General features: G+C 53.9%; 6 protein-coding genes. 2 read left to right on the forward strand and 4 right to left on the reverse strand.

What is annotated here, in order from left to right:
- Positions 1–574: 574 nt before the first annotated feature.
- The 4 genes from QT222_RS09865 to QT222_RS09880 form a co-directional block, all read right to left on the reverse strand.
- A complete protein-coding gene (locus tag QT222_RS09865; protein ID WP_491477060.1) occupies positions 575–1,069 on the reverse strand; it encodes a metal-dependent hydrolase in 495 nt (164 codons plus the stop codon).
- Complete coding sequence (locus QT222_RS09870; protein ID WP_491477061.1) at positions 1,062–1,592, reverse strand: OB-like fold-containing membrane protein; 531 nt, start codon at positions 1,590–1,592, stop codon at positions 1,062–1,064. Before QT222_RS09870 ends, QT222_RS09865 begins: the two co-directional genes overlap by 8 nt.
- Before the next feature lie 80 nt (positions 1,593–1,672).
- On the reverse strand, positions 1,673–3,472 hold the full coding sequence (gene glmS, locus QT222_RS09875; RefSeq protein WP_491477062.1) for a glutamine--fructose-6-phosphate transaminase (isomerizing): 1,800 nt from the start codon (positions 3,470–3,472) through the stop codon (positions 1,673–1,675).
- A gap of 172 nt (positions 3,473–3,644) precedes the next feature.
- Positions 3,645–4,808: a sugar phosphate nucleotidyltransferase gene (locus tag QT222_RS09880; RefSeq protein ID WP_491477063.1), complete on the reverse strand. Its 1,164-nt coding sequence runs from the start codon at positions 4,806–4,808 to the stop codon at positions 3,645–3,647.
- Between the two features lie 111 nt (positions 4,809–4,919).
- Between QT222_RS09880 and QT222_RS09885 the strand changes: the two genes are divergently transcribed.
- Positions 4,920–5,825 carry an alkaline phosphatase family protein gene (locus QT222_RS09885; protein ID WP_491477064.1) on the forward strand — a complete coding sequence of 302 codons (906 nt, stop codon included), beginning with the start codon at positions 4,920–4,922 and terminating at the stop codon, positions 5,823–5,825.
- A 330-nt stretch (positions 5,826–6,155) separates the two neighbouring features.
- On the forward strand, positions 6,156–7,220 hold a 1,065-nt coding region (locus QT222_RS09890), incomplete at its 3' end, for a sulfatase-like hydrolase/transferase (protein WP_491477065.1).

A 7,220-nucleotide genomic window follows, 5' to 3' on the forward strand; every position in this document is an offset into this window, starting at 1 on the left:
CCTCGTTATAAGGAAAAGCCAAAGCATACACAAATGAGGACATAGGTATTAATTTGATGTTAAAACTGATGGGGAAGAGGGGTAAGGGGAACAAGCTCTTAGAGTAGAAGAAAGAATGGGGTGGGGGAGTAATGTACGAGGGGGGGTGACCCCTCTGGGTGGGAACACCCAGAACAGATGAAGTGGTGGGGGGAGGGGGTCTGCCTCCCTCTGCGTCGTCAGCGACGACCCCCAGCAGCCCGAACTACAACCTTTCGGCTTGTTCTCGCGTCTCCTCAGTTGTCCTGAAGAACAGATGAAGTCGTGGGGTGGGGTGGTGTCTTCGAGTTCCCTACGACTCACATACGCTGGTGTGTTCTCGGCAATACAAGGGGTACGTTTCGAGTGTATCTCTCGTGTCTCCGTAGAACAGATGAAGTGGTGGGGTGGTAGGGTGTCGTTGAGTTCACGGACTATACTCATTGCCCCCAATTCCGGCCGACCTTGAGTGGCGGCATGAGACGCGACACCGTACGCACAGAGTGGAACCGTGATGCAGTCGGCTCCAACCACTCTCGTGAGCAATCCCCTCGGTCTACGTTGATTCGCTTTCCCGCCGATTGACTATCCAGACGACGAGTGCGACTGCGCCCAGTACGATTGCAGGCTCCATATCCGTACTTAGGTACAGCCCCGGAGTCGGTGGGTAGATGCGGGTGAACGGCCAGAAAACCGGGTACGACTGTCCAGTCGGTTTGAGAAGGAACGCATCCGAAATCAGGTGCGAACTCGCGCCGAGCGACAGCAGGAGGAAGACGCGCAAGCGCTCTTGCTGGCTGGCGAGGAGTACGCCCACGAGCACGGAACACAGTACGGCACCGGTGGTGTGCAGTCCGAACCAATCGAAGGGTAGCCCGAGGAGTCGTTCGACTCGGAGATTAGAAAAAACCAGCTCAGCCTTCGCCATATCGGGGATGAATGCCCCGGCCATCGCGACGGTCACGTAGGGCCGTGAAATCCACTCGTAGCGCCACGAGGCAACCGTCGCGAGGCTGTAGGCCAACAGCGCGTGTGCGAGCAGATCAGGCATCGCGGTCCTCCGCGTTTTGGCTACGGATGACGTTACTCAACCTGAGTGGTGTCGACCGCGGTTCCAACGACCACGTTTGCCGGTCGATTCGCCACGTTCGAACGAGTCGTCCGAGGACCCAGAGACCGGCGATAAACGAAACGGTGTACATGTAGGTGTACCCCGAACTGGGGACGATATAGGCTGTCTGCACGTGGAGTGTCCGGTCCGGTTTGACGACGCCGAAGGCGGTAAGTCGGTCTCCCGGTGCTGGCTGGAGGTCTGTTCCGGTCACGCGAAGTCGAATACGCTCACCAGCACTGTATTCGGCAACAATCGTGAGCGGGTCGGTTTCGACCACCTCGCCGGTCAGACTCGCTTTCTCACCGACCCACGCATCGTAGTTTGTCCCTAAGTTCGTGTCGTCAGGATACGCCCCCACAGCAGGGGCAGGTGCAAGAGACCCAAACCAGACCAGTAGCCCGAAAAGACACCCTAATAGAAGGAAAATCCCAATGAGACGGCGACCCGGTGTGACTTTCATTACATTGCAGTAGCGGCCAACTAGATAAGAAAACCCACCAAAACGGTTGGTTAGCAGTTGGTCAGAAGAAGCGAAGTCCGTTACTCAACAGTCACGGACTTCGCGAGGTTTCGCGGCTTGTCGATGGGGCGTCCCATCTCGTGGGCGACGTGGTAGGCGAACAGTTGGAGGGCGACGTTGGCAACGAGCGGTTCGAGGCGACCGATATCCGGAATTTCGATGGTGTGATTGCAGAACGACGCGGTCTCACCCGGCGTCGAGAGGCAGATGACGGGCGCACCGCGTGATTCTACCTCTTTCACGTTGTTGAGCGTCTCTTCGGGCGACGCACTCTGGTTGAGGAACGCGAGCACGGGCGTGTTCTCGGTGACGAGCGCGAGGGGACCGTGTTTCAGCTCACCCGCAGCGAAGCCCTCTGCGTGAGCGTACGAGATTTCCTTCAGCTTGAGGGCACTTTCGAGTGCGACCGGGTAGGCGGGACCGCGTCCGATAAAGAAGAACGCGTCACTGCCGGTGTACTGGTCGGCGAGTCGGCGAATCCGGGACTCAGAATCTAGAACCGATTGGACGGCGTTCGGGAGTTGGCGGATATTCCCGAGGATGTCGACGCCTTCGCCCGCAGTGAGCGTCCCGCGGAGGCGACCGAGGTATGTCGCGAATAACGCGAGTGCCGTCACCTGCGAGACGAACGTCTTCGTCGCCGCGACGCCGATTTCCGGTCCGGCTTTGATAAACAGCGAATCGTCGACTTCTCGCGTAATCGTACTGCCGACCGTGTTCGTCACGGCGAGCGTCGTCATTCCCGGAGCCTTCGCACGGCGGATCGCCGACAGCGTGTCGGCTGTCTCACCACTCTGGGTAACTGCGACGACGAGCGTCCGTCGTGTATCGTGGCCGTCACAGACCTCGTACTCGCTCGCGAGGTCGACGCGCACGGTGATGTCGACGAGTTCTTCGAGCAACTCCTTCGCGTAGAGCCCGGCGTGATACGAGGTTCCGCACGCGACGATGTGAATCTCGTCGATGGCTTGGAGGAAGTGGTCGTCGAGGTCGATATCGAGCGAGGCGTTTCCGGCGAGTTCGTCGATGCGTCCGGAGATGGCCTGTCGGAGCGCATTGGGCTGCTCGTGAATCTCCTTGTGCATGTAGTGGTCGTGGCCAGCCTTGCCCGCGGCGGAGGCATCCCAGTCGACCGTCTGAATCTCGCGCTTGATGCGCTCGCCTTCGTTGAACACGGTGATACCATCCGAATACAGGTGCGCCACGTCGCCGTCTTCGAGATAGGAGACCTGTCGGGTGTACTCGACGAACGCCGTCACGTCGCTTCCGAGGTACATCCCATCCTCACCGTGACCGATGACGAGTGGGCTGTCCTGGCGTGCCGCGACGATGCCTTCGTAGTCCACGTGCGTTGCGGCGACGGCGAAGCTCCCTTCAAGGCGGTCGAGCACGCGCATGACCGCTGCGCGGAGGTCTGCACCTGTGGCCATTTCTTCTTCCAAAAGATGCGGAATGACCTCGGTGTCGGTCTCACTTTCGAAGATGTGCCCACCGAGTTGCCGCTTCAGTTCGTCGTAATTCGAGATGATACCGTTGTGTACGACCGCGATATCACCGCTGCAGTCCGTATGCGGATGGGCGTTTTCGTCAGTCGGTTCCCCATGGGTCGACCATCGCGTATGGCCGATGCCGTGAGTTGCACTCGTCTCGTTCGGGATAGTTAGCCCATCAATCGTCCCTTCCTGTTTGTGCACGTTGATCTGGTCGCCGACGAGGGCGACCCCAGCCGAATCGTAGCCACGATACTCCAAATTCTTCAACCCCGACGCAAGGATCGACGCACTCTCTTCCACACCGATGTATCCGGTAATCCCACACATTGTTTTCGTAAACTCCTGTTGCTAACCGCTGGCGAAAACCAACGTAGTCGTTGATATCATTGTATTCGGATGAATCTATTTAGTGTTAATGGCTTAACTAGTACAAACCTGAATACACATTTTCGTTGTATAATTCGGGTAGTAAAACAGAGGTATGTTCGTTAGATCTTGGTCAGCCTCGGAAGACATTCGCATCGCCGGGGACTTGTCCGGTGAGTGTCGCCCCGCTTTCGACGCGGGCATTGTTGCCGACAATCGTCCCCGGTTCGACAGTGACGTTGCCTCTCATTCGGACGTTGTCACCGATGAGGCCGCCGAATCTAACGTCGGTGTAGAGTTCGTCGTCGACGCGGACGTCGCTGTGGCCGCCTTCGATTGCGGTCAGTGGTCCGACTTCGGAGCCTGCGCCGATGATACAGTCGGAGATGACCGCTCCCGGCTTGATGACCGTATCTTCGAGAATGACGGCATTCGTGACGACGGCGTTTGCCCCGATGGTGACGTTATCGCCGATGACGACGTCGCGGAAGACCCGCGCACCGGGTTGGATACGAGAGTGTTCGCCGACAACGACCGGCTCGCCGACCGTTGCGTCCTCGCTGATAACTGCGGACGCAGCGACCATCGAGTTATTCTTGGCGAGGACGCCGCTATTGACCGACAGCAGGTCCCACAGTCGAGAGAGTTCGAGCCACAGTCCATCGTAGTGAACGGCGTGGAGTGCGTGGTCCTGAATGTACTCTCTGAGCGTGTCGGTCAGTCTGAGCTCGCCGTAGTGGTCGGTCCGCCGGATGGCCGCGAAAATTTCCGGGCCGAACGCGTACACGCCCGCATTGATGAGGTTCGATTGGACCTCGTGTTCCTCCGGTTTCTCTTTGATGTCGGTTACGTGGCCGGTTTGGACGCTGACAGAACCGTGCTGAGTCGGGTCTTCGACCTCGGTGATTGCGAGGCAGGCATCGTTGGTCGTCCGGTGGCGCTCGATCAGTCGCTCGATGAGTTCCGGTTCGACGATTCGGTCGCCGTTGATGACGATACAGTCCCCGCTGACTGCGTGTTCCGCCTCTAGTAGTGCGTCACCGGTGCCTCGGGGGTTCTCTTGGACGACGTACTGGATGTCGACTCCCCAGTCGTCACCGTTTTGGAAGTGGTTCTGGATTCGCTCGCGTTTGTGGCCGACCACGATGATGATCTCGTCAACACTGGCGGCTTTGATTGCTTCGACGATGTGCTCCAGCAATGGTTTATCTCCAATCGGGAGCATCGCTTTGGGTCGTGCTTGGGTAAGTGGGCGAAGCCGGGTTCCCTCACCAGCAGCGAGAATGATTGCTTTCATTATTCGATATTTAAGACACATTCACCGATACACTGGAGCATATTAAATCGAATCTATCAGTAACGTTGCTCAGGGGTAACTAATATATCTTTGAAGTCCATCCCCCATGATATGAAACCAATTTCGTTGCGTAGAATTAGACGTGGGATTAGTACACCTAAGTTGGTTCTTAGAGAGATTAACCGAGAGTTCTATAAAATAAAGGATGGCGAATATAACGAGTCTGGGATAGATATCTTTAATCAGGATTGGGATATCCTTTGCATCCTGGATGCTTGTAGGTTTGACACTTTTGAGAAGATGAATCCTATCCCTGGAAGCCTCTCAAAGCGGACGTCTAGGGGAAGTGGGACTGTTGAATTCCTTAAGGGGAATTTCCGTGGTAAGGAAATTCATGATACTGTGTATGTTACTGCAAACCCACAACTCCACGCCAACGAAGATATGATCGATGCCTCATTTCATGAGGTGATAAATATCTGGCTTGACGAAGGCTGGAGTAGTGAAGCACAAACGGTTCTTCCGGAGACCGTCACAAAGAGAGCCATTGAAGCTTCAGAAGAATATCCAAATAAGCGATTGATAGTTCACTATATGCAGCCTCACTATCCGTTTATTGGTGAGATGGCTCTAGAAGAATTCGATAATGACACTCTCCAGTTCTGGCCTAAAATTATAGAGGGAGAGCTTGATCATGATACTGACACACTTTGGTCAGCATATGAAGAAAATTTAGAATTGGTTTTTGACCCCGTTCAAAAATTAATAGATGAAGTGTCTGGGAAAGTGGTGGTCACATCTGACCACGGGCAGATGATTGGTGAACGCTCTAAGCCAATGCCGTATCTAGAGTTTGGCCACCCAACTGGTATTCACACCCCTAAGCTAGTTGAGGTTCCTTGGCTTGAGGTGCCGTGTGATGAGCGTAGAGAGATTCACTCGGAAGTTCCCCAGAATAATACCGTTTCCACTTCAGTGTCAGTTGATGAACGACTTAAACAACTGGGATATATGTGATATAAATATTTCATTTACTAATTGCTTTGAATATAGTGTGAACATACATTCTACGTATTGTGTCAAAAATTAGAATTTATTGCCGTATACGTCCAATTAATGTTAGTGCCTCACAAAGCATCTCCAATCACCTGTTTCCGGAGCCTGACCTCGGTGCTGAGGAAATTCTGGACAGATCAGCAAGTTAGGATCTGGTCTTCGGGGATTTCACCGTCTGCTTGCTGGTTGTTAGACACATCTTCAGCAAGCAGTTGTCTTGACAAATAACTCTTGTATCCAATTTCCCACATGGGAAGACTGAAAAATCAGGGTAATAGTCTAGAGACCGCCATGGATAGAGACGTTATTTGGATCACCCTCGAAAGTGTCCGACAGAATCACACCTCGATAGCAGACCATGAGCGAGACACAACTCCGAATCTGAACAAATTGGGGTCCGAAGGCCAAGCCTTCACTCAGTGCTTCTCACACGACATTTGGACACGTTCTTCGAGTGCATCTATTCTCACAGGATACGCCCCCTCTGCACACCAGACGTGGACGATGGACGCCAAATTGCCTATCGATATAACCACGATTCCACAGTCGTTCCGTAAAGCGGGATACCGGACGGTATGTATTTCCCCGAACGCCCAGATAAGTCCAAGCACCGGTCTTGATAGAGGGTTCGACGATTTTCATTATCTCGTCAAATCAACGCTTCTCAGAGAAGCTGGCCCTGTCTCCCTCCTGAAGTGGCTAATGAAAGCACGACAACACTCAGGTGGGCTTACCTTTGACGGAAATCAGCACTGTGTCGGGTACCTCAGCACTGAGATTGCAAAACGCCATATCGATAAAGCAGCAAACAGCGACGAATCCCTATTTCTCTACTTCCACCATGGCGACTCTCACCATGCATACGTTCCGCCTGTAGCCTGGCGAGACAGATTTGCAGACGATCTCCCGATGCCGATTGATGACGCTGTCGAACTAGCTCTTGATATGTCTTCTAATTTACATGAGTGTATTAGTAAGGATTCACCGTTTACCGGCGACGAACTGGAGGCACTCCGTGTCATGTATGATACGGTAATTGCGTATGTAGACCATCTCATAGGGGGTCTTGTCAACTACTCACGATCGGAACTCAATAACCCAATTATCGTAGTAACTGGAGATCACGGTGAACTATTCGACGATCAGGGTCTGCTCGCACACATGTTGAGTACGAATACCGCCGTCACCAATGTCCCGCTCGTTATCGATGGTATCGATGGTATCGAAGGGCTCTCTGATAGCCTGATACAGCCTGCCGACGTGATGAAGATGCTGTGCATGGATCTCGGAATCAAACATTCGGTTCCGATAGGTCAAGACATTCGTGAGAATTCTCGCGAAATTGTGGTGACGCAG

This window comes from Haloferax sp. s1 (assembly GCF_058382125.1).